This window comes from Ensifer sp. Root954, assembly GCF_001429005.1.
Taxonomy (GTDB): Bacteria; Pseudomonadota; Alphaproteobacteria; order Rhizobiales; family Rhizobiaceae; genus Ensifer; species Ensifer adhaerens.
This window is the reverse complement of sequence record NZ_LMJM01000003.1, coordinates 73307-94524: the sequence shown is the minus strand read 5'-3', so window position 1 is coordinate 94524 and position 21218 is coordinate 73307. Positions and strand designations below refer to the sequence as shown.

Annotated in this window: 10 protein-coding genes; all 10 read left to right on the top strand. The window is 63.9% G+C overall.

Going from position 1 to position 21218, the window contains the following annotated elements:
- Positions 1–235: 235 nt before the first annotated feature.
- The 10 genes from ASE71_RS04280 (at position 236) to ASE71_RS04230 (ending at position 21199) form a co-directional block, all read left to right on the top strand.
- Positions 236–6967, top strand: coding sequence for an autotransporter outer membrane beta-barrel domain-containing protein (locus ASE71_RS04280; RefSeq protein ID WP_320410579.1), 6732 nt, complete (start codon positions 236–238; stop codon positions 6965–6967).
- Positions 6968–8010: 1043 nt separating this feature from the next.
- Positions 8011–8385 (top strand): hypothetical protein, encoded by a 375-nt coding sequence (locus tag ASE71_RS04275; RefSeq protein WP_060519066.1) that lies wholly within the window; start codon positions 8011–8013, stop codon positions 8383–8385.
- A 148-nt stretch (positions 8386–8533) separates the two neighbouring features.
- Positions 8534–10051, top strand: a complete 1518-nt coding sequence (locus ASE71_RS04270; RefSeq protein ID WP_234824543.1) for a phage tail sheath family protein — start codon at positions 8534–8536, stop codon at positions 10049–10051.
- Positions 10052–10068: 17 nt separating this feature from the next.
- Positions 10069–10596: a phage tail protein gene (locus ASE71_RS04265; protein ID WP_060519070.1), complete on the top strand. Its 528-nt coding sequence runs from the start codon at positions 10069–10071 to the stop codon at positions 10594–10596.
- A gap of 41 nt (positions 10597–10637) precedes the next feature.
- Positions 10638–11318 carry a hypothetical protein gene (locus ASE71_RS04260; RefSeq protein WP_143034295.1) on the top strand — a complete coding sequence of 227 codons (681 nt, stop codon included), beginning with the start codon at positions 10638–10640 and terminating at the stop codon, positions 11316–11318.
- Positions 11319–12165: 847 nt separating this feature from the next.
- On the top strand, positions 12166–13431 hold the full coding sequence (locus ASE71_RS04250; RefSeq protein ID WP_060519074.1) for a DUF4255 domain-containing protein: 1266 nt from the start codon (positions 12166–12168) through the stop codon (positions 13429–13431).
- Positions 13428–15308, top strand: a complete 1881-nt coding sequence (locus ASE71_RS04245; RefSeq protein WP_060519076.1) for an ATP-binding protein — start codon at positions 13428–13430, stop codon at positions 15306–15308. Before ASE71_RS04250 ends, ASE71_RS04245 begins: the two co-directional genes overlap by 4 nt.
- The gene (locus ASE71_RS04240; protein ID WP_060519078.1) at positions 15305–15574 is read left to right on the top strand and encodes a hypothetical protein; all 270 of its coding nucleotides are present in this window, start codon (positions 15305–15307) and stop codon (positions 15572–15574) included. The genes ASE71_RS04245 and ASE71_RS04240 overlap by 4 nt, the downstream gene beginning before the upstream one ends.
- Positions 15574–17253: a DUF4157 domain-containing protein gene (locus ASE71_RS04235; protein WP_060519080.1), complete on the top strand. Its 1680-nt coding sequence runs from the start codon at positions 15574–15576 to the stop codon at positions 17251–17253. The genes ASE71_RS04240 and ASE71_RS04235 overlap by 1 nt, the downstream gene beginning before the upstream one ends.
- A gap of 70 nt (positions 17254–17323) precedes the next feature.
- The gene (locus ASE71_RS04230) at positions 17324–21199 is read left to right on the top strand and encodes a DUF4157 domain-containing protein (protein ID WP_060519082.1); all 3876 of its coding nucleotides are present in this window, start codon (positions 17324–17326) and stop codon (positions 21197–21199) included.
- Positions 21200–21218 lie beyond the last annotated feature (19 nt).

The following is a 21218-nucleotide window of genomic DNA, read 5'->3' as shown; positions in this document are numbered from 1 at the left end:
CTCCAATTTTGAAGGGGCTCGCCGTATGAAACATGCCGAACGCACGGGAAAGATCTTGCGAGCATTTCGACTTCGGTCGAACGCTGCCTCGTCCCTCACCCAGGGGGAGTTGCCATTCTCTCAAACATGCAGTCGTGAAGTTGCTCCTTTCCGGCCTAAATTGATCAACCGAGCGCGGGGCAATGATGGTTGCCCGGCCGGCGTTCGGAACGTTTACGTCCCGCATGTGCTCATCATGTTGGCTTTGGGGCTCGGTGGAGCTGGTATGGCAGGCGAAGCGTCTGCAGGCTGCAATGGCGATCCAAACCAGACAATCGGCCAGGTCGACTACGGATATACGTGGTCAGCCTGTTGGGGCGACAGCGGTGTCGATCATGACGATGAAAAGGACGGAGACGCCGGAGCAAACATAACGATCAACACAAGTGCGTCGTATACCGCTGGCGCAAGTCTCCCCTACGTCGTGCCGTCGGGCTCAGCCGGCGGTGTCATCATGACATACACGATGGGCGGCGGCGGTGTCGACGAGGGACGCGCGGGTGCCGGCGGGACCGTGACGATCACTAATTTCGGCGCCATTACCCTGTCTGCGTCTACGGATCCGGGCACCATCGGGAGTTTGATCTCGGCAACGAGTTTCGGCGGCTCCGGGGACGAGGACAATGACAATTACAAATCGAACGGTGGTGCCGGCGGTGCCGGAGGCGCGGTAACGATTACCAACTATGGAATGCTGGCCGTGGAATCGCTGAAGTCGACCACGGCCAGAGGCATGGCCGGGATCTTTGCGGTGAGCAAGGGAGGCAGTGGCGGTGAACAAAACAGCGGCGCGACCGGCGACCAGGTGGGCGGCAACGGTGGCAACGGTGGCACGGTCAGCATCGCCAACACAGGGCAGGTAAATCTCGGCAGCCCGACCAGTTCGCTGAGTGGCCTCGACTATGCGTGGGGCCTGGCTGCCGAATCCACCGGTCAGCAGGGCGGTCACGACAACGGTGCGGGCGGTGCGGGCGGCTTCGTCGATATCGCGAACGGTTCCTCCGGAAACGCAAGCGCCGGGGCGATCAGCGTTTACGCAAACGACACCGACAGCGTGCGCGGCATCCATGGGCTGAGTCAGGGCAGCGACGGCACGGCATCGCGAGACAGCTCCGATAAAGGCGGTGTGGGTGGAGGTGGCTCGGTCGTAAATGTCGACACCTACGCAGATATGACGATCGTCGCCACGGGCCAGGTGACCGAGCTTTCGGGCGGCGTCGTCGCCGTCACTCGGGGTGGCGATGGTGGCGACGGTTGGAGCTCGAACGTCGCGGGTGCCGGCGGCGAGGGTGGCAGGCCAGACAGTGGGCTGGCCGCGACGACCGTGACGGTCCATTCGGGCATCATTTCGACGCAGGGCGACGACCTTGGCGGTGTGATCGCATTGAGCCAGGGTGGCCGTGGCGGCGACGGCCAGGACGGAGAGAAGGACAGCTCCGGCGGTCTCGGCGGGAACGGCGGTCAGATCCAGTTGAACCTGTCTGGCGGCAGCGTTTCGACGAATGGCAGCAACGCCTTTGGCCTGTTGGGCCAGAGCATAGGCGGTCAGGGTGGCAATGGCGGCGACGAAACGGCTGTTGTCGGCACGAGTGGTGGGGGCGGCTATGGCGGTAACGCCGGCAGCGTGGGCGCCTTTACGAACGGCGCATCCAGGATCACGACGACGGGTGACTACTCGACCGCCATCACCCTGCATTCCATCGGAGGCGGTGGTGGCACTGGCGGCGACTTCACTGACGTGCTCGGCGGGGGAGCGGGCAATGGTGGTAATGGCGGCAGTGGCAACACGGCTATCGTCAACAACAATGCAGCAATCACGACGGCGGGCGGACATTCCTACGGTATCCTGGTCCAGTCGATCGGCGGCAGCGGCGGCACAGGCGGCATTGCCGCCGGGCTCACGCTCGAGCTGGGTGGCGATGGTGGCAGTGGTGGGTCGGCGGAGACGGCCAGCGTCCTGAATGCCGGTACGATCACCACATCTGGCTATTCGGCGCACGGCATCATCGCCCAGTCGATCAGCGGCGGCGGCGGCGCTGCCGGTATGGCGGGTGGAATTCTGTCGATCGGCGGTTCCGGCGGCTCCGGTAACTTTGGCGGCAATGCGCAGGTTCAGAATTCAGGTGTCATCAGTACCGGCGGGGATGCCGCCATCGGCATCCTGGCGCAATCGATCGGCGGCGGTGGCGGTTCGGGTGCCGGCGCGTCGGGCATCGCGACCGTTGGTGGTTCAGGTAGCGCCGGCGGTGACGGCAGCGAGGCTGGCATATTTTTGCCCGGCGGCTCGGTCACCACACGGGGTGAGATGGCGCATGCGATCATGGCACAGTCGATCGGTGGCGGTGGCGGCAACGGCGGCAACGTGATCGACCTGTCGGTTGGTCTCCCCGCATTGGGTGTCGGCGGCAGTGCCTCGGGCGGCGGCGCCGGCGGCAAAGTTTGCGTCACCAACCAATATTCCGGTGACGGTTGTTCCGCAGAGACTGGTGCGCACGAGGCGGTTGATGTCGCCACTGCCGGCTCAGGCGCGGTCGGCGTGCTCGCACAGTCGATTGGTGGCGGCGGAGGCAACGGGGGAAATGCCACGGGTGGCGATGCCGGGCTTGGTAGCTTCCAGATTGGCGGGGGCGGTGGGGGCGGTGGCTATGCCAGCATCACCAGTGTCGACTTCCAGGGCTTGACCCTTACCACTCAAGGTTCGCACGCCGCCGGCATCGTTGCGCAATCGGTCGGGGGTGGTGGCGGCACGGGCGGCTCCGCAAGCTCCTACTCCGCAGGTCTCGGCTTTACGGCGTCGGTGGCTGTCGGTGGTACCGGCGGTTCAGGCGGCGCCGGCGGCGACGTCTCCGTCGACCTGACCGATAGCATCATTAGCACCGGCCAACACGGCGGCGATGTGACTGATGCCATCGGCGTCCTCGCACAGTCGATTAGCGGCGGTGGCGGTAGCGGTGGTTCCTCGGTTGCCGATGCGCTCACCGTGGCAGTGCCGACCGGCGAGGATGTCTCCTTGGCGATGAGTGTCTCAACGGCCGTCGGCGGTAGCGGCGGCTCAACCCACTCAGCGGGCGACGTCTCCGTGAGCTTGGACGGCAGCACGGCGGTCTCTACGAAAGGCGCTTCGTCGCATGGCGTGATGGCACAATCGATCGGCGGCGGCGGCGGGAATGGCGGCAGCGGGTCGTCGATGGCAGCGACCGCCGGTACCGTGGATACTGTCAGTGCCGACATCGGTGTTTCGGTCGGGGGCTCGGGCGGCGGCGGCGGCAATGGTGGTGCTGCCGAAGTCGCACTGAAGGATAGTGCCTCAGTGACGACGGCAGACGACTATGCCAATGCGATCGTGGCGCAATCGATCGGCGGGGGTGGCGGCAATGGCGGTGTCGGCAGCGTCAACAGCAAGCAGATTGGCGGCGGCTTCAACCTGACGGCCAATGTCGGGGTTGGCGGCTCGGGCAGCGGTGGCGCAAGCGGCGGGGTGACGACTGTCGATCTTGACGCAGGCACGGCCCTAAAGACCAGCGGCACGGGTGCACGCGGTGTGCTCGCCCAGTCGATCGGCGGCGGTGGTGGCACTTCGCAAGGCGTCAGTGTCGGGCTGTCGGCCAGCGCCAGCCTGCCCGGAGGCGAGGAGCCCGAAGGCAGTAGCGGCGACTTTTCCGCATCGGTTGGGGTTTCGGTTGGCCGGACCGGCGGCAGTGGCGGTTCGGCCGGGACGGTCAACGTCACCACATCGGGCAATATTGCTACCTTCGGCGCAGATGCGGACGGCGTGCTCGCGCAGTCGATCGGCGGCGGCGGCGGGCTTGGCGGCTCCGTGGGGCAGGCGAGCTCCGGTGATGCCGAGCCGCTCGATGACCAGGGCGCCAGTGATTGCCTGAGCGACGACGGTGACGGTAAGTCCGGCTACTGCTTCGATGTCAATGTCGGTGCCACGATCGATGACGGCGGTACCGGTGGCACGGCCGCCAACGGCAACACTGTCACGTTGACACATGCCGGCCGCATCAACACCACGGGTGATTGGGCCGACGGCATCGTCGCCCAATCGATTGGCGGCGGCGGCGGTGCCGGTGGTAGCTCTACCGCGTCTGGCAGCCAGGCAACTGCCAACATAACCGTCGGCGTCGGCGGCCGTGGCGGTGCGGGGGGAAATGGCGGCGAGGTCGACATCACCTTCGACGACAATCACGGCAACAGCATCAACACCTCCGGATACAGTGCCTATGGCGTGCTCTTACAGTCGATCGGCGGTGGCGGTGGCCAGGGCGGTGACGGTTCGGATCATGCGGCGGGCAAGATCACCGTCGGGGGCGGTTTCGGCGGCTCTGGCGGCTCAGGTGGGTCGGGGGGCCTGGTTGAGGCGCAGGGTTGGATCAATCTGTCGACCAGCGGCGACGATGCGCACGGTATCGTCGCGCAGTCTATCGGTGGCGGCGGTGGCGTCGGTGGCGCTGGAAGCCGTACGGCTTCCGAGGACGAAAACAGCCACGCGATCGACCTCGTGGTCGGCGGCAGCGGAGGGGTTGGCGGTCGTGGCGGCGAGGTCGACCTTGCCATCGGTACCGCGCTCAACACCTATGGAGACCGGGCGTTCGGCCTCGTCGCACAATCAATCGGCGGCGGCGGCGGCATAGGCGGCGCCGGCGAAGCCGACAGCATAGCCTCGCTTGTGGTTGGCGGATCGGGCGGCAGCGACACGGATGGCGGCGCTGTCACGGTCGATCTGACGAGCGAGAGCACGGTTCACACGCGTGGCATCGGCGCGCACGGCATTGTTGCCCAATCGATTGGCGGTGGCGGCGGCATTGGCGGAACGGCTTCGGGCGCGCCGCTCTCCTTCAAAGGTGACAGCCCTGCCAGCTTTGGTGATGGCGACGATGTTTCCGTCAATATCGACGGCGGCATCCTCGCCGATGGCGACTATTCCTTCGGTGTTCTCGCGCAATCAATCGGCGGTGGCGGCGGTTTCGGCGGCAACGCGACCAGTGCTTTCATCGGGTCGAACGGTAACCTCTCTTCGGCCGGAAAAAGCGGCGATGTGACGGTCACCCTCAATGCCGGCAACGAAATCCGAGCGACCGGCAAAGACTCGATCGGCATACTTGCGCAAAGCGACGGAGGCACTGCCAACAACGGTACGGTCAATGTGACGGTGGATGGTTCCATTACGGGCGGATCCGGTGACAATGGTGCCGGTGTCTGGGTCGCGGGCGGGCAGAACAATAGCGTGAACGTCAATTCCGGAGGCATGATCTCGGCTGCTTCCGGTGTCGCCGTCCAATATAGCGCCGGACTGAACCCGCTCTCAGACGGCACGCTGATGGTGGTGAACAACGCCGGTATCATCGACGGCAGCGTCAAGGGGGCCATCACCGTCGACGCCAAAATATCGAAGACGGCCCGTGTCGGAAGCGGCATGGCGGTCTCAGTCGTCAATGAGACAGGTGGCCTGCTGACGGGTGCAAAGGTTTACGAGGCTGACGTGTTCAATCATGGCCGGCTGGCAGTCGGCGGTTCTGAGGCTATCGACGCCACGAAAATCACCGGCAACTTTGCCCAGCTTATGGACGGCGTTCTGGCAATCAACGCCGATTTCGCTGGCTCGCGCATCGATCGACTGACGGTCGAGGGCGACGCCAGCCTCGCCGGCAAGTTCACGGTGAGTGCCGAAAGTGTCTTGCCCGGTATCACTTTGTCTTTTCTCACTGCGGGTGGCACCTTGGATCACTCGCTAAGCGGGCAGTCGGCAATCTACGACTACGTGCTGACCCGGACTGGAAACGAGCTGTCAGTTGCGACGGGTTCGGCCCATTTCGGCGAGCCTGGCTTTGCGCTGAACGCGGACCAGCACAACGTCGCCGACCACCTGCAGGAGATCTGGGATGCCGGCGGCGGTTCCTTCGGCAGACTGTTTGGCACACTGGGCTCGCTTGCTGATGGCGATTCTGGTGCATACGGGTCCGCCCTGTCCGATATATCGCCCGGCGTCGCAGGAGCGGCCGCGGCCGGCAGCATCGCCACGACGCGGCAACATCTCGACCTTTTGCTGAGTTGCCCGATGTTTGCTGCGGACACCTCGTTCCTGACTGAGACGGAGTGCGCGTGGAGCCAGGCAGGTGCACAGAAGCTTGACCAGAAGGCCAGCGGCGGCGTCTCGGGTTTCGACAGCATGACCTATGCGCTGCAGGCCGGCGCCCAGGTCGAGGTGTTGCCCGACTGGTTTGTCGGCTTTGCCGGGGGCTACGACCGCAGTGCCATTCGCGGTGACGACGGTCGCGTCAACGCCGACGGCGACGTCCTTTATGCCGGTGCCTCACTGAAGCATGAAATTGGTCCTTGGCTTCTTTCGGGCGCTGTTTCCGGCAGCTATGGCTGGTACGACAACGTGCGTACGATCCGGATTCCGGGCTTTGCCGGACAGGCGGAGGGCGAACCGGAGGTTTACAATGTCAGCACCCGGTTGCGCGCTGCTTACACCTTTGCGCAGGATGCCTACTATGTGCGGCCGCTGGTCGACCTTGACCTGATCTATTCGCACGCCCGTAGCTACCGAGAGTCAGGTGCCGGCCCGCTCGATCTCCTGATCAACGACACCCGCCAGTGGAGCTTCACCACCACCCCGGCAATTGAGATTGGCACGCGCGTGGATCTGAGCGAAACAACGGTTATGCGGGCCTACGCGGCCGCAGGAGTGAGCTTCAGCAGCGCTGACAGCTGGGATACGTCAGCCCGGCTGGCCAATGCACCAGCTGGGGTCGGCGCTTTCGAAAGCACGGTGCCACTGGCCGATGTGGCAGGTCGACTAAGCGCGGGCGTCGACATCGCTAACGCCGACGGCTTCAGTTTGCGCGTCGGCTACCAGGGCTCGTTTTCCGACACCTATTCCAGCCATGGCGGCACACTGCGGATTGCCTACAAGTTCTGAGGGGATCAAAGATGTTAAGACAGGGCATGTCGTCGTGGGTGGGTCCAACCTGTCCCAAAAAGCGTTCCCGGGCAATCCAACCGGCAAATCCAGTCAACGAGGGCGCGAACGAGGTGGTGGCGCGCTTGCTTGACCCAAGAACAATGTACAGAGAACCGGTTTAGCGTACCGGCGTGCGCACAACGAAAATGAGCCTCCGCAGGGGGGCGGAGGCTCACGCGCGCATATATTGTCAATAACAAGTTTTATAAATATCAAGCAGTTACACGGAAATATGAACCGTAAACGCAGCGGCGGCTGTGTCGAAATAGGGTGGCGGTGTGTGCAAATGCAGGTGCAGTTTGCCAATCGGGAAACCGCATAGCAACTCGCCCAAATGGACATTTTGCGTAATACATTGGGCTTAGCCAATGACGCGACGCGAGCGCTAGAAAAATCGCGTAACGTTTCGTCGGGAACGTTGCGGCGTTGCTCTGCCACCTGATGGTTGCGATCTGGCTGTGAGGCTTCAGCACTCATAATATGTACACTGAAACGACCAAATCATTGGGGAAATGCGAAGCAGAAACGCATGTAGTGCCTCTCCCGACGGTCGCGACCTAGTCTCGCAACAAACAACGCAAATCACCAACGTCGTGCAATTGTTTTTGAACTTACGCCAGCCGCGTCTCACAGACTGTGCGGGAAGCCCCAACTTATACATATTATCCCGTATATTATATTGGGATTTATACTTGGTTTATTTTAATGTGGAATGGTGTTCGATTGGAAGCGGCAGTGTAGAGATTAGAATTATCTCCGTTGACATTTTCTGTGTTCTGTATCTTTATAATTATCTTCTTGCATTCTGATAAGTATATCTCAAGCGTGACGTTGCTACGTTCGACGCTGCGAATGTTTTTGGGCTTCCCTAAGCACTATCCGGCGAGCTGGGCCTTAAAGCAGCAGATCTCGTTAAAGCGTCCGTGTTTGCTGGCGCAATTTAAAATTGTGATACTGAATTCTCCGACTGATCGCGCAACGCTTTCTCCGAGGTGCCTTTCATGTCAGAAACAATCACGTGGTCCCTAACCGCAGGTGGCAAGTCAGGCTCTGCCATCCAGACCAAGGGCGCATCGACGGGCGATGGTATCGTTTCCGTCTCTGTTGATCTCGACGCCGGAAGTGCAGAGCGCGATCTGGCCCTGCAGGTCGACAAGGTCGACAACGTCGCCTTTCTCGCGATCTCTTCCGATCTTCTCGACGGTTCGGTGACCGTCAAGGCAGACGGGGCCAATGCTTCCGCGCTGAGTGGTCCGATCCTCTTGTTCGGAGAGGCGGTCAAGCTCTTTGCGGGCGATCTGACCACCCTGACAGTTCACAACACATCGGCGGATAAAGCCGCCAAGGTGACGGTTCTGATCGGCCTGACGGTCTGATCTGACTTTCAATCCGGTTTCGACGGCCCGCAAGGGCCGTCCGATGCATCGTTCGCTTTTGCATTCACGATCCGTTTGAGAACAGGAGCCGCGCATGCCCATCTCTCCAACCTATCCCGGCGTCTACATTCAGGAGCTCGACTCGGGCGTGCGAACCGTCGCCGGTGTGCCGACCTCGATTGCCGCTTTCGTCGGACGCACGAAAAAGGGGGGTGTCGGGGAACCGACGCCCTGCTTCAACATGGGCGAGTTCAATCGCCGCTTCGGTGGGCTTTGGAGCGACAGCAATGTCTCCTACGCCGTCGACGATTTCTTCGCCAACGGCGGCGGGCAATGCCTGATCGTACGGCTGTTCGAGCAGGACGGCGGCGACGGCTATGCAGGCTTGACTGTGGGCACCCTGATCCTGCGGGCCAAGAGCCCTGGTGCCTGGGGTAATTCGCTCTCAGGGAAAATCTCGCACCCCGACGTCGCCGATCCCGAGGGCGCGGCCGCAGCTGCCAAGAAGTACGGACTGACAGTCAACGACATCTTCGATCTGGAGATCGTCGACACTGCCACTGACACCCGGGAGGTATTGCGTACCCTGTCGATGAGAAGCGATGCGGGCCAGCGCCGGTTCGACCGGATCCTCGCGGCCCAGAGCAACCTCGTTGAAGCGCCGCCGGCCCCGACCTTTTCCAATAGCCGGCCCGCGGATGCCGCCACAGGTACTGCTACCGGAGGCGACGACGGAACGACGCTGGCCGATGCGACCTACCAAGGTGATCCGGCGCTGAAAACCGGCATGCAGGCGCTGCGCAAGGCGGACATCTTCAACCTGCTCTGCATCCCACCCGACACCCGCGAGGCCACCCTGCCCAAGGCCGTCAGGGAAACGGCCGCTGCACTTTGCGCTGAAAGGCGCGCGCTTTACATTGTCGATCCGCCGAACGAATGGGACGCCAACCCCGACACCGCGGCGACGACGGCGAAGAATGCCCAGCTCGACGCCACGGACCAGGTGCTTCCACTCACCAATGCCCGCAACGCCGCGCTCTATTTTCCGCGGCTTCTCAAACGTGATCCGTTGCGCGGCGGTCAAATCGATGCCTTCGCGCCCTGTGGGGCGGTGGCGGGCGTGATCGCCCGCACCGACGTCAATCGTGGGGTCTTCAAGGCGCCGGCCGGCCTGGCCGCAACGCTGTCCAATACCCAGGGGTTGACCGTGAAGCTGACCGATCAGGAAAACGGCCTGCTCAACCCGATCGGCGTCAATTGTCTGAGGTCGTTCCAGAACATCGGCCGCGTCGTCTGGGGCGCTCGCACGCTGGCGGGCTCGGACGTGCTGTCGGACGACTACAAGTACGTGTCGGTCCGGCGCCTCGCGCTCTTCATCGAAGAGAGCCTGTTCCGCGGCACACAATGGGTTGTGTTCGAAGGTAATGACGAACCGCTCTGGGCACAGATCCGTCTCTCGGTGGGATCGTTCATGCAGCGGCTGTTCCGGCAGGGCGCGTTCCAGGGGGCGAGCCCCAAGGAGGCCTATTTCGTCAAGTGCGACGCATCGACGACCACGCAGGACGACATCAATCGCGGCATCGTCAACATCGTCGTCGGCTTCGCGCCGCTGCAGCCGGCCGAATTCGTCATCATTTCGATCCAGCAGATCCGCAGCGCGTCCTAAAGGGAGGGCGGACAAACATGCCACAGTTCACCACGAATGCCGACCGTTTCGACCCCTATAAAACGTACAAGTTCCGTCTGCGCTTGCCGGACGGGGACTACGTTGCAGGCGTCAGCAAGTGTTCAGCGCTCAAGCGCTCGACGGAGGTGGTCAAGCACCGCGAAGGTGGCGACCCCTCGACCAGCCGCAAGTCGCCTGGCCAGACCGAATATGAGGCAATCACGCTGGAGCGCGGGGTTACCCATTCCAAGCAGTTCGAGCAATGGGCTAATAAGGTGTGGAACTATGGGGCGGGCCTCGGGGCGGAGGTGTCGCTCAAGGATTTCCGCAAGGACCTGATACTCGAAATCTACAACGAGGCCGGTCAGATTGTTTTGGCCTACAAGCTCTATCGTTGCTGGCCCTCCGAGTTTTCGGCCTTCTCCGACATGGACGCTTCGGCTAGCGCCATCGCGATCCAGACGCTGAAGCTGGAGAACGAGGGATGGGAGCGGGACGAAGACGTGGCTGAGCCTGAAGAGCCCAGCTTCGAAGTTCCGGCCTGATCATGACCCTGGGAGCTCCCTCACGGCTGGACGCCTCCGCGGTGATTGAGCTGGCCGACCGCGCGAGCGTGCTGTCGCCGGCTCAATGGTCGGTCGCGCTGCTGCAACGGGCCTATCCCGAGGCCGCGTGCGGGACCCTCTTGGCCCTGCCTATGGGGGCGCGCGACCGTTTGGTTCTGGCGATCCGGGCACGACTGAGGTCGGGCCCGCTCCGGGCGGAACCGGTTTGCGAAGCGTGCGGTAAGATCTACGAGCTCACGCTCGAACCCGCCAGCCTCGGGCTGGCGGGGGAGGCGCTTTGGCCAGAACCTGGTTTTCAAAAGGTGATGATCGGTGGCTGCGAGGCGGTCGTGCGCCCGGTTACCGTCGGCGACATTCTTGAGATCGAGACCATCGCCGAACCTGAAACGGCTGCGCGGATGCTGGCGGCACGGGTCCAGGAAACGGCAATGGATCTGCCGCTCGATGGCCTTGCCGAGGCTCTGGAGGCGATCGATCCGGGCGCCGATGTGTGGTTGGAGACCGGCTGCCCGGAGTGCGGCGCCAGGCAATCCGTGGCTTTCGATTCGGTGCATTTCGTCGCTCATGAGCTGCAACAGATTTCGCGGCAGATCCTGCATGACGTCGTGCACATCGCTCGGGTCTTCCACTGGTCCGAGGCCGAGATCCTCGCTTTGCCGGAGCATCGGCGGGCCTTTTATGTGGCCGAGGCACTGGCATGAGCGCGTTCCTGAGCAACCTTGCCGCGCGCGCGCGCGGCACGCTGCCCCGGCTGGCGCCGCGCCGGCCCGGCCCCTTCGAAACGCTGGGTGAAAGGTCCGAACCCTCCGACAGCGACAGGCCGGTGCCGTCCATGTCTTCCGAGGCTCCGTCGCGCACCCCGCGCACCAGAGAGGCCGCCCCTCCGGCGTCCGCCCCCGTCGCGGGTCCGACCATATCCGCAGCAGCTACGACGGTCCTGAGGTCGACACACGCTGCAGCGCCGGTCACGCCAGCCACGTCGGCACCGGCTGCACCGTCGCGCCGCATGATGCCATTGGCGCCCGCCGCAGGCGTTGCTCCGGCTGCTCTTGCTTCGAGGCCGGCGGTCACGCCACCGGTGGCAACGTCGTCGCAAGCCGTTTTGGCCGTTGAAACCCCTCCGGTCGCGCACGCTCCCGTTTCGTTGCCCATCGCGCCGTCCGCTCCGGCGCCGGTGATCGCTAACGGCACACTTGCAGACGCTCTTGGGGACATGTCCGGCGAAACGGCCCGGGCGGATCCCGAACCGGCGGCGTCCCCGGTCGCTGCCGATGGTCGGCCGGTATCGCGATCATCGATTGTCCCGGTCCCGAGGGCCGCCCCGCCATTGCTTGCGCGCGAGGATACCGCGCCGAATTGGGCAGCGCAGGTCCCGCGAGGCAGGAACGCTGACCGAGCTGTGGAGCCGCAACAGCCGCCCCAGGTCGAGATCCGCATCGGCACCATCGAAGTGGTGATGGATCCGCCGCGAGGCGGACAACCAGCCCCGGCAAGGGCGGAGGCTCGGGGGATCAGCCTGGATGACTTTCTCGACGGGAGAGGTGGGCGATGAGCAACCCGCTGGCCATATCCACCGTCAGCGCAGCCTTTCTCCGGCGCATCCTGTCGGCGGCCAACGCCGCGGTGCCAAATGCCAAGGTGCGGTTGGGGGCGCCCACGGCCAAGCTTGCCGAGGATGCAGCGCCGCTCGTCAATCTTCATCTCTACCGGGTCGAGCCCAATGCCGCCCATGCCAATGACCATCTGCCGACGCGTGGTGCCACCGGCCAGATGCGCGGCCCCAGCAAGCTGGCGCTGAACCTGCACTATGTAATGAGCTTCTACGGCAATCACGACGCGTTCGAGCCCGATCTGATGCTGGGCGAGGTGATGCTGGCTCTGGAGCATGAGCCGCTGCTGAGCAAGACCACGATCCACAACGCCATCGAAGACAACGACGAGCTGGAAGATAGCGATCTGGAGGCGGCGTTGGCGCGGCTGCGCGTGACGCGCCAACTGATGACGATCGATGATTTCTCGAAGATCTGGTCAATCTTCTATCAGGTCCCCTATGCGCTGTCGCTCTCCTACGAGGTTAGCCATGTGGTGATCGAGACGTCCGCCACGCCACCGGTTCCTACCCCGGTGGCGCATCCCGGGCTTTGGGTCTCGCCGGTTTCAACGCTCCGGCTCGACGCAGCGGGCAGGGCGCCCGGCAGTATCATCCCGCCGGTCTGGGGCGGTATCCTCCACGTGGCGGGCAGGGGCCTGGCCAAGCCGGGGCTCGAGCTGGAAGTCGATGGTGGCGGTCTTGCCATGAGCGGGGTTCGGCAGTCGGAGGCGGCGCTTGCAGTGACGCTCGATGCCCCCACCTTCGGCGGCGTCGAGTTGGCCGTCGGCGTCCACAAACTGCAGGCGATTGCACCCAGGACCAGCGCTGACCAGCCGGATCACGTGCGCGCCCGCTCCAACGCATTGGCCTTTGCACTCAGCCCGGCGATCGTCGTCGGTACGATCACCGCGCCGGCGGGTGGAACGACGGCGACAGGTACGGTCGATATCGGCTTCACCCCTTCGATCCGGTCGGATCAGGCGGTCCGGTTGCTTCTCGATGTCCGCAACCCGGCAGCGCCGGCGCAGGTGATCCTGGCCGGGCGTATCCCTGTGGAGGGTGGAGCGAACGCCGCCTCGCTCACCTTTTCCTTTGTCAGCTTGCCGCGCGGCGATTATCTGGTGAGGGCCGATGTCGACGGGCTCCTCAGCCCGGTCACGCTCGACAGCACCGCGGGCAGCTCCACCTATGGCCAGATCATCGGCCCGGAGCTTTCGCTGTGAGCCGCGCCGAACATATCGCGTCCCTGGCCGACGCCTTCCCGGTCGTGCGCGCCTGGCTCGAACACGGCCCGGTCGCCGAAACCAAGCCGCCGCGCACCGCTGCCTGCGAGCTGGCCGAAATCTTCCGACTGGATGCGTTCGGTCGCAACATCCTGCTCTTGTGCGCCTATGTCGCCTTGGAACCGGACGGGCGTGACATCGTCGCCCGGTTGCTTGACGATCCTTTGACCTCTGCCCCCACGCTGTCGCTGGCACTGACGCGTCTGCCGGGCGCACACTGGAAGGGACTGTCGGCCGAGGCGCCACTGCGCCGGGCAGGGCTAGTCCGGATCGAGGGCAGCGGCTCGCTGGTCGATGCGCGCCTGCGCCTTGCGGACACGGTGCTGCTGCGCCTTGTCGGTGCGCCCTCGCTGGACGCCGGGGCCTCCGCCCTGCTGCGCCGCATTCCGCGACCGTTGTCATTGGCACCCAACCGCGCCACGCTCGCCCGGGAAATCGGTTCCCGCCTGTCTCTACCGGACACACCGGTGCTGCACCTGACCGGCGGCGATCCCGAGGGCAAGCTTTGCGCTTTTGCCGAAGCCTCAGCCGGGATCAACGCCATCACCTATGCGCTGAACTCGCAGCTTCTGCCCCAGACAGCCGTCGAACTGGTGGACTTCGCCGCTGGGCTCACCCGGGATATGATGCTGTGTGCCGGGCGGTTGGTGCTGATGCATGACGACATGGGCGAGACACGGACCGCCCAGCTCTTTGCCGAAACCTATGGCGGGCCGCTCGCCATCGCCTCGGTCGAACCGATGCGGGTCGGTCACCGGTTGGCGCTCCGCCTGGAGATGCCGCGCCTGAAGGCGTCCGAGCAGCTTGCCGTGTGGCACAGCGTTCTCAGTGATGACGATACCGATCTTATCCCGGCCCTGCCGCGCCTTGCCGCCACCTTCTGCGTGGCTCCCGAAGTTGCGCGTGCTGTCGCTGCAGAAATGTCGCTGGAGAGCAATCGCGATCCGAAGCATCTGGCGACCTGCGCCTGGGAGGCCTGCCGCCGCACCGCGCGGCCCCGCATGGACGACCTGGCGCATCGCGTGGCCTCGCCCGCGACGTGGGACGACCTGATCCTGGCGCCGCGACAGAAGGATGTGCTCGAAAGCATCATTGCCCAGGTGCGCAACCGCACGCAGGTCTACGAGGAGTGGGGCTTCGGCGTGCGGCTCCAGCACAAGGGGCTCGGGGTCTCGGCGTTATTTTCAGGCCCGTCGGGCGCGGGCAAGTCGATGGCCGGCGAAGTCATAGGCAATGCGCTCGACCTTGATGTCTACCGCGTCGACCTTTCCGCGATGGTCTCGAAATGGGTCGGCGAGACCGAGAAGAACCTGCGCCGGGTCTTCGATGCGGCCGAGGATGGCGGCGTGATCCTGCAATTCGACGAGGCCGATGCGCTCTTCGGCCGCCGCTCCGAGGTTAAGGACAGCCATGACCGCCACGCCAATATCGAGGTGAGCTACCTGCTCCAGCGGCTCGAGGCCTATCGCGGGCTTTGCATCCTGACCACCAATATGCGCGATAATATCGACGACGCGTTCCTGCGTCGCCTGCGCTTCATCGTCGATTTCCGCTTTCCCAATCTGGTCGAACGCCGGGCGATCTGGATGCGGATCTTTCCTGACGCACAACCTCGCGAGCAACTGGATTACGACAAGCTGGCACAGCTCAACCTGGCCGGCGGATCGATCCGCAACATCGCGCTGGGCGCGGCCTTCCTCGCGGCCGACCGCGGTTGCGCAGTGTCGATGGCCGAGATCCTGCAGGCGGCGCAACTCGAATACGACAAGGTTGGCCGGCCGATGACCGACGCTGAACGCGCGGGGTGGCTGCAATGACTGCCGGGCCACGGATCGTTCTCAACATCGACCGGCTTCGCGTTCATGGCGTGCACGCAAGCGACGCTGCCGCGTTGGCGAAGGGGCTGAGGACGGCGCTTGCCGCGCAGCTTGCCGCCAATGGCGGCGCGCTGGCCGGGCAGGGTGGCGCCGATCATTTGCGTTTGAGCCTGCCACCGGCTGCAGGGCGCGGCCCTAACGCGCTCGGACGTCTTGCCGGTCAGCGGATCGCCGGGGCGCTCACCCGCCCGAAAGGAGGTGGCTGATGTCCCTGCGCGCTGCTCTGCGTGCCCGACGTTCGATGCCCCGTTCCGCACGCAACCGCGGTGGCTCGGGCGTGTGTGAACCTAAGATGCGGCTGCCCGGATCGCTCAGCGCGGTGCCCGGCGTACTTCAGCGTAAGCCGGTGGTCGGTCCGGCGAACGACGCCTATGAGCGCGAGGCCGATCAGGTTGCCGGTACCGTCGCAAAGGGCAGTGCTGCACGGGCTGTCACGCCCATGACGGCCGCTTCGGTGCAGCGGCAAGGCGGCGGGTCCGGGGGCAACACTCGGGGCAACACTGGGGGCGGGCCATCCGGCGCTGCCACGGCGGCCAAAGCGGTTTCTGCGGGCGGCCGCATGCTCAGTGTCGCTGAAGCCGGCTTCTTCGTACCGCGTTTCCGGCGGGACCTTTCGCATGTGCGCGTCCATGAAGGGCCGCAGGTCGATCAGGCCGCGGCCATGATCGGGGCGCGCGCCTATACGCTTGGAAACGATATTGCGCTGGCCAAGGGCGAGTACATCCCCGGAACCACCGAGGGCCGACGCCTGATGGCGCACGAGTTGACGCATAGCCTGCAACAGACCGCTGGCGAGCAAACCATCCGCCGCGCGCCGGACGGCGAACGCAAGGCCACCGACTTCAAGAAAGTCACGATGGTCTTCAACGGTGAGGAACTGATCGTTTACGGCGACGGCGAGGAAATCATGCGCTACGACGGCGATTCCGGTCGCCCGATCAAGATTACCGAAGAGGATGCCAAGGCCTGCGGCGCAGATGTCGATGTCGACACCTATCTGAACGACAAACGTTTCACCGGCATCAAGGACAAGGGGCCGATCCCGGAGGGCACCTATAGTTTTTCGCCACCGGGTATCAGCCAATTTTCAACCGGGGAACAGCTGGACCTTTTGGTCGGCGGCATCGTCGGCAAGAAAAACGTCACGGTCCAGGGGCAGAGCATTCATGCCGGCGACTGGGGGGCGGGACGGGTGCACCTCAATCCTGTCGCGGTCAGGGAGGGGCCGTGTGGCAATGCCGGAAGGCGAAGCGCGTTCTTCCTGCACGGCGGGCTACTGCGCGGCAGCTCAGGCTGCATCGATATCCAAACCAGCTTCGACGAACTGGCTGCCTTTCTCGACGGCTACAAAAATCCGGTCACGCTCAAGGTCGCGTATACCGATCCGGCGACCAGGGTCGGGTTCTGGACTGGGCTCGGCGGCGCGCTTGCCTATCAGGGCTTCCATTTCACCAGTCAGGGAACCGGCTTGTTAGGCGCCGAGGTGGCGGGCGACAGGACAAGTTTCGTCGCCTCGCTGCAATACAATGTGCTGCTGGACTGGGCCGGCGGTGCCCTGACCGCCGGCGTTCATGTCGATGTGCCGGTCGACGATCGGGACGCCTTTATCCGCGCCGGATTGCGCGGCGGTGCGGAGTATCGTGTCTACCGGTCCCTCTACGGGCGGATCTTCGGAGGCGGTTACTATGATACCGCGCGCGGCGATCTTCCGGCCGGGTTCGGCCTCCAGGCCGGCGGCGGCCTCGGCTATGATTTCGGACCGGTGCAAATGGAGGTACTCTACAATTTCCTGGCGCCTCTGGGCGACGAGGATGCCGCCACTTCAGGCCGACCGGAGCGCCAAAGGGCGCACCAGGTCCTCACAGGGATCGGCTTCGAATGGTAGGGCGGGGCGACATAGCGCGACCTGCGCCGGCGATTACCTGCAGCACCAGGCCAGCTGCCGGGGGGCTGCCATGTCCGTGAGCGTCGCCCAAGCCGCCAAGCCCCCCGCCTTTGCCGTCGCGACGCCGACGAAACACAAGGCCGAGCCGTTGCCGGATCAAGACCAGGTGCCTCGGCGCCTGCTTTCTTCGCTGTCCTCGGTTCCTTCGGTTCAGCGCGTCTGCGCTGAATGCGCCCGAGAGGATGACGAGCACACCATGCCAGTCATGCCGCGGCTTGAAGTGGGCCCGGTGGACGACCCGTTCGAGCGCGAAGCGGATGACATAGCCGGACGTGTGATGGCGACCCGCGAGCCAAATTCCGTTCAACGTGCCGGGCTCGACGCAGAAACGCCGGACGCCATGCCCCGTCGCATCAGGCGGAAATGCTCGGCCTGCGGAGGTGACGAAACGCCGGTGATACCGAGACTGGAGGTGGGACCGGTTGACCATCCGCACGAGGCCGAAGCGGATTCAATCGCAGCGACCGTCATGACCCAGCGCCCCGGCACCGGTCTTCAGCGCCGGAGCGAAGACGACGAGCCGGAAGTGATGGCACGCAGATCGGTCGTTCAACGCAAATGCGCCGCTTGCAGCGCTGCTGAGGAAGAGATGCCGGTCATGCCGCGTCGGGCCGTAGCGACGGTGCAGCGCATACCCTCGCCGCTGCTTGAGCGCGAGATGTTGCATGACTTGACTGACATGCCGCGGATGCGGGCCGACGGCCCTGCGGGTACCGAACACATTGCCGCCTCGGCCGGTCAGCTGGAATCCGGCGGCAGCGCCCTCTCGCCGCAAACCCGAGACTTTTTCGAAAGCCGCATGGGGCGCGACCTCTCTGACGTGCGCATCCATCGCGGCAGCGCCTCGGATGCGCTGAATGACAGCATCTCGTCGCTCGCCTTTACCTACCGCAATCATGTCTGGCTGGGGCGAAACGAAGCGGAAGCGCCGTCCTTCACTATGGCGCACGAATTGGCGCATGTGCTGCAACAGACCCAGCCGGATGAAGTGCAGCCGAAAGTGCGCCGCGTCCCGTCCGAGATCATCAGCGAAACGCTCTACTTCGGCGAGGATCCCCAAAAGACACCCACCCATGACCTCGTCGTTGCCGACGCGGTCAAGAAGAATGCAAAACTCATGGGTGAGGTGGCGGTGCCCAACGCGCAGCGCGACAAGGGCTCTGTGGACGACGGGTTTGGCTATGCCGACCTGGTCATCTCAGATCCCAACAAGCTCTGGGGACTGCGATTTGCACCGTACACTGGCATTGGCAGCAGCACCGGGACGGGGACCGGAACTGGCGCTGGCGGGCCGACCGCACTGCCGTGGTACGTCGTGTCGGACGGCGGTAAGAACGTCGTACCCAAGAGCCTGGGTTACGACACAAGAAAGTCGCTTCACATCGGCGGCGCCGCGCTGAGACCGGGCGGAGGCTACGAGAAATACAGCACGGAATCGAGCCCTCGCTGGGCGACCACCGACTTCATTCGATCCGCACTCGATGCGCCCTCGAGCTACGAGATTGGCGACGTAAAATTCGCCGGTGACAGGGATCGCATGAGCGACGCGGAAAAACAGGTTGGCGACTACGCCACCGGTTTCAACGAAGCCGCCCGGCGCTACAACAAGACGGTGGAACAGAGCGAGGCCGTCAAGAATGGCACCGCGCCAGCCGGAACCCTGACCGGGTCGTCGCGAAGCAATTCGCTCGCCAGGACCAACTTCAGCGCCGCCAAGATGGCGAGCTCCGCCAGCAGCGGCGATTTCATCCCTCTGGAAAGTGCATTGAAGCTGCGCCTCAACAAGTACAGCAAGACGATCCTTGGTCGTGACAAGTACGAGAACGTTACAGGGTTCACCTATACGGGGAAGTCCTATTACCGGCAGAAAAGCGGCGCCAAGTTCCTGTGGGAGTATGTGTTCTGGCCCGATGAAATCAAGGAACAGGACACCAGCACATCACGGTCCAACCGGCGCGACAAGCTGACCGAGGCGAGCCAGACCCTGTACGACCAAATGGTCTCTTCGCCGACGGGCAAGAAGGTGATGCCGCTGCGCCATGCCGATGCCCGCGTTCAACCCAAGAAACCAAAAAAGCCGCTGCCGCCACAGGAGGATCCGTTCCAGGCGCAGTACAACACCTGGAAGGAAAAGCAGAGAACCTTCACCAGGACCTTTGCCGACTACACCAACATCAAGACCGGGACCGGTAAGGCGGACATCGCCAAGCTGGCCTTCGACACAGCGATCCAGAACACCGTCAAGCTGCTGGGTGGCACCGGTCCCGACGGTTCGCGACCGGTGCAGGACACAGCCGCGCTGACCAAGGCGCAAACCGAATTCAACCGTGCCGAGCTCATGGAAGGGCGGTCGGGGCGGATGCTCGGGGCAATGCGCAAGACCTTTGGTGCGACTTTCGTCAAGGCGCTCAACATCTACCAACGGCTGAAGACCAAGTTCGAAAACTTCCTGGCGGGCGCGAAGAAGCGCACGAGTGGCGGCAAGATCGGCAAGGCGATCATGAAGGTCGGCGGCGTGATCTTCGGCGCGATCATCAAGGTCATGCTGCCGCAGGTTGGCGCCTATCTGGTCGACTGCGTCGAGGAAGGGTTCAAATCGCTGCTGAAGTCGATGATCGGCTCCGATTTCAGCAAATACACCGACTCGATCGAAGGCGAGTTCGTCAAGAAGTATGAGGAAATCGCGGCTCAGATCGAAGCCAAGGTCGAAGAGGCGGCCGAGGCGATCAAGACCCGTTTCGGCAGCATCTATGAAGCCGTGATGGACACCTGGGAAGCTGCCAAGACCCTGATCAGCATCGCCCGGCATGTGTTCAACGTCGCCCGCATCGCCTCCTGCGCCGCCGGCGGGCTCGAAACGGTGGGAATTTCCTGCGTCGTTGCCGGTGTCGACTACATCCTTTCGCTCTTCGACATCTCGCCCAGCGAGTATCTTCTGTCGCACATGCTGGGCTCCTGTGTCGCACAGGACCTGATCAAGGAGTTCATCCTCGGCCGGGCGATCATCCAGAACCTGCCGAAGGAAATCGCCGAGACGATCCGCAGCCATCTCAAGGACATCCTGCCGCCCGAGGTGAAGCCGCTGCTTTGCGATCATATCGGCGATGCGCCCGATCTGCCTGACGCGGCCGAGGTCCCGTGCGAGGACATCGACAATCCAGGTAGCGGACGGGGCGGCAGCGACCTCTCGAAACCGCCGCCGGGCTTCCCGCCGGGCATGAACGAGCGCCGGGCCACCCAGAAGGAAATCCGCGAACATGGTCGCCTGGGCACTGGAATCGTTGACAACGCAGGCAAGGTCGACCGCAGCAAACTGCCGGAAGAATTCCGCAAGCTGCTCGAGCCGGAATCGCCGCCGCCTCCGGGCACTCCGGAGGTCTGGGATCCACCGGACAAGAGCAGCCCGCCGACCGCCAAAAGCAGCCCACCGGCGGACAAGCAAACCGTACCCGACGCGGCAAAAGACAAGCCCGCGGGACAGCCCCCCGAGCAGAAGCCCGCAGGCGGCGCGGCCGGCGGCAGCGGCGGCCAACCCGGATCCGGCGGGCAATCGACCCAGTCGGTACGCCGTGGACAAATCGCCGATCCGAGCGGGACGGTAACGAGCTATCACACCATCCTGCCAGGGCCTTCCGGTGGTTTCGCGCAAGGGCGGGGCGACGCCAAGACCTTGTTCGACGTCTACCTCTACGTCCAGACGTCGGACTTGAAGACCTTCGGACCGCTACCCATCCGGATCAAGGTCATCGAGGTGGGGCGTGACAAGTCCGGCGACTGGATCAAGTACCTCCCGGACGGCCCCTATGTGCTGAAGAACGATACCGAAATCGAGATCAATCCCACCGGCAGCGACGGGTTCTGGGCAAAGCTGAGTGCTGACAGATGAGACCGTTTCCAAAGAATGA